The 3,442-nt window shown below is 63.4% G+C and carries 4 protein-coding genes; 2 read left to right on the top strand and 2 right to left on the bottom strand.

All coding sequences use genetic code 11. From position 1 onward, the window contains the following. Positions 1–279: co-chaperone GroES (locus ABF990_RS14550; protein ID WP_415506671.1), on the bottom strand; the 279-nt coding region annotated here is incomplete at its 3' end. A 405-nt stretch (positions 280–684) separates the two neighbouring features. On the opposite strand from ABF990_RS14550, the gene ABF990_RS14545 reads away from it, so the two are divergent. Both ABF990_RS14545 and ABF990_RS14540 read left to right on the top strand, forming a co-directional pair. Further along, positions 685–1,353: a dienelactone hydrolase family protein gene (locus ABF990_RS14545; RefSeq protein ID WP_415492480.1), complete on the top strand. Its 669-nt coding sequence runs from the start codon at positions 685–687 to the stop codon at positions 1,351–1,353. 199 nt (positions 1,354–1,552) lie between these two features. Beyond that, positions 1,553–1,756 carry a cold-shock protein gene (locus tag ABF990_RS14540; RefSeq protein ID WP_207846640.1) on the top strand — a complete coding sequence of 68 codons (204 nt, stop codon included), beginning with the start codon at positions 1,553–1,555 and terminating at the stop codon, positions 1,754–1,756. A gap of 285 nt (positions 1,757–2,041) precedes the next feature. On the opposite strand, the gene ABF990_RS14535 is transcribed toward ABF990_RS14540, so the two are convergent. After that, positions 2,042–3,442 (bottom strand): helicase C-terminal domain-containing protein (locus ABF990_RS14535; RefSeq protein ID WP_415506670.1); only part of this gene is annotated, 1,401 nt, incomplete at its 5' end.

Raw genomic sequence — 3,442 nt, 5'->3', positions numbered from 1 at the left:
GCCCAGAATGTCGCTTTCCTTCATGATCAGCAGCTCTTCGCCGTCGATCTTCACTTCCGTGCCGGACCACTTGCCGAACAGGATGCGGTCGCCTGCCTTGACATCAAGCGCAACAACCTGACCCTGTTCGTTGCGGGCACCCGGACCAGCCGCCACGACTTCGCCTTCCATGGGCTTTTCCTTGGCGGTATCGGGAATGATAATGCCGCCAGCCGTCTTCTGTTCGCCTTCGAGGCGACGGACAACTACCCGGTCATGTAAGGGACGAAATTTCGTCATTATGGATCGCTCCACATTCTTTGCTGTGAGGGCGCCCTTTATCAGAAAGCAGCGCCATCAGTTTCAACCGCGCGTAACAGAACGCCGCGTCGCGTTAGCACTCCCACCCCGGGAGTGCCAGAACAGGAGATAGGTTCTCCCCGTCCGGGTGTCAAGGAACGGGGTTGAGTTTCTTTTTTCAGTCATATTCAGCCAATAATCGGCCTGTGGCATGCGCCGCGAGAGCGTGTTCCAGCCATGCGCCTGCGGGGGTGTTCGACAGGAACGGCCGTCGGAATACCCGGGGAATAACGGGGACGACGGCATGGGCGCGGCGGGTTACAGACAGGGTGCGGCGCGGCATGCGTGCGGGTCGGACACAGGGCCCGCGCGGGTGTGCGCGGGTCCATTGCAAGGGAGAGACATATGGGACGGATGGTGACACTGGAGGCGGCGGATGGCCACCGCCTGAACGCGTGGGAAAGCGAGGGCCATGCCCATCCTTACGCGCTGGTCGTGGTGCAGGAAATTTTTGGCGTGAACCCCCATATCCGCGCTGTGTGCGACACGTTGGCCCAGTCGGGCTTCCATGTGATCGCACCCGCGCTTTTCGACCGAGTCGAACCGGGGCTCGAACTGGATTACACAGCCGAAGGCGTCAAAAAGGGGCTTGATGTCCGTGCACGCATCCCGCTCGAGAAAACCCTCCTCGACCTGGAAGCGGCCATTCATGCGCTGGCGCCGCGCAAGGTCGGCATGATCGGCTACTGCTGGGGCGGCACGCTGGCCTGGCAGGTCGCCTGCCGCGATATGGGCGTAAGCGCTGCAAGCTGCTGGTACGGTGCCGGCATTGCCGCTGCCAGCGCGCTTGAGCCACGCTGCCCCGTGCAGATGCATTTCGGCGGGCTGGATGTCACAATTCCGCCAGCGGATATTGCCACGATCCGCGCCGCCCACCCCGAAATCGAACTTTATGTCTATGACGACGCCGATCACGGTTTTGGCTGTGCCGATCGTGCCACATTCAACGCTCAAGCTTACGCGCTGGCGCAGGAACGTAGCCTTGCTTTTCTCAAAAGCAGCCTGAATCCGTAAGGCTTTCGGGCGGTTTTGCGGGGTGTTTTCATGGCCTGGCCCCCTGGTGGGCCATGGGGCGCCCCGCGGGCAAGATATGGTGCGGGGCGGATATTCTCATTGACAATCCGGCTCGCACATGTGCGGATAAAGCTTACCTGAAAGCACGCATCGTGCGGCAGGAAAGTTGTGTAGAGAAAGACAAGGATTAATTCCGTCCATGCCGAACGGTACTGTCAAGTGGTTCAACGCCACAAAGGGTTATGGTTTCATTGCTCCCGATGATGGGGGGAAGGATGTGTTCGTGCATATTACGGCGGTTCAGGCTGCCGGGCTGCGCGGCCTGAACGATGGCCAGAAGGTCACATACGATCTGGTGGAAGAGCGCGGCAAGGAGGCCGCAACCAACCTCCAGGCGCTTTAACAGGCGACACATCTGCCCGCTGCACCTGTGGCGGGCGGGTAGCCCTCCTGCGCCCCGCCGCAGGAGGCATGCTGCCCTTTTATCGGCTGACACAGCCTGCCAGCGCGCGCAGCCATATGCCGCACGGTGGTAAAGAGCCCTGCGCGTTCATACGCGTGTTTGGGGCCTGCGTGTCACGAACCCGGTTTCCATCATATCCTGTAAACCATGTGCCGCGCCTGCTTGCAGGGGGCGCCTGCAATTCCCGTATCTGGTGCGCCTGTCATTCCTGTGGCGCTCGGGGGGTTACTGTGTCTGTGCAGGGTTTGCGAGAAATGCGGTGATGTCGCGCGCGGTTTCGGCCAGGCCCGCGCGGTGAATTTCCACCCCTTCGGGAAAAGCCGAAAGCAGGCGCGTGGGCGTGCGACGGTCCAGCAGCACGAAAACACCCCTGTCCGACTGGCGGCGTATCAGACGCCCAAAGGCCTGACGCAGGCGCAGGCGGGCAATCCGGTCGTCAAAGCCCTTGGGGTCCCCGCCTGACAGGTGAATACGCCGTTCGCGGTGCAGGATATCGGGGCGCGGCCATGGCACCCGTTCGAACACCACCAGCCTGAGCGCGTTGCCCGGCACGTCCACCCCGTCACGCATGGCGTCGGTGCCCAGCAGGCAGGCATGTTCCTCGGTGCGGAAAATATCCACCAGCGTGTTGTTGTCCATTGCATCCACATGCTGGGCGTAAAGAGGCAGCTCGCTCTGCTCCAGATCGGGGGCGATGCGTTCATGCACGCCCCGCAGGCGCGATATGGCGGTGAACAGGCCAAGCCCCCCCCCGCCCGCCGCCACGAACAGTGTGCGGAACGCCGCCGAAAGGTCGACAATGCTGGCATTATCGACATCGGACACAATGAACGCGCGGGTCTGCTGGCGGTAATTGAACGGGCTGGCCAGGCTTGCGCGTATGGCGGGGGAGGGAAAATGGTTGGCTCCCGTGCGGGCCTCGGCTGCTTCCCACGCTGTTTCGTTATCCGAATCGGTGTCATCCCCCTGCTGGTCACGCAGGGTGGCCGACGTAATCAGCATGCCATGTGCGGGTAACGCCATGATTCCGGCAAAGGGAATGGTGGGGTCGAGCCAGTGGCGGTGCAACCCCACATCCTGCTCGCCCATGCGCTGGCGTTCCCGCCGTTCCAGCCGGATAAAATGCACATGCGCGGGTGTTGTGCCCGGCTGCGGCGGCTCATCCAGTGCGGCGAGCATGGTAATCCAGGCATCCAGCCGGGAAATGGCGCGGCGGCGCAGGGCGCGGGTCATGGCTTCGATCCGCCCGCGTGTTGCGGAATCCAGTGTGTCGGCGTCGTCCTTCAGGCGGGCCTGCAGGCGTTCGGCCAGGGTGCGCAGGGGCTCTACCAGCCGGCTGAGTGCCCGTGCAAGCTGCTGCCCGGCTTCGGCCAGGTCGGGCAGCAGCGGGTGCAGGTCGCATTCCAGCGCTCCGAACGCATGCTGCCTGCCGCCTTCATGCGCGCGGGCCTGCACCTGCTGCCTGAGCAGGCGCAGGAACGCTTCGGTCGGGTTGGTCATGACCGGCTGTGCGGCGTCGTCGGTCGGGAACATGGATGCCGTGACGAAGGGAAGCAGCGCCGGTTCCTCCCCGTTCGGGACAGCCGGGGGGGCGGGTGGCTCGGGGCTGGGGGGCGTGTCCCCTTC

Source organism: Acetobacter sp. (assembly GCF_047723915.1).
Lineage (GTDB): Bacteria > Pseudomonadota > Alphaproteobacteria > Acetobacterales > Acetobacteraceae > Acetobacter.
This window is presented reverse-complemented; position numbering and strand designations above follow the sequence as displayed.

Bases quoted from the DNA above. Each gene is read 5' to 3' on its own strand.
- ABF990_RS14540 (WP_207846640.1), top strand. From the start codon at position 1,553: ATGCCGAACGGTACTGTCAAGTGGTTCAACGCCACAAAGGGTTATGGT.
- ABF990_RS14545 (WP_415492480.1), top strand. From the start codon at position 685: ATGGGACGGATGGTGACACTGGAGGCGGCGGATGGCCACCGCCTGAAC.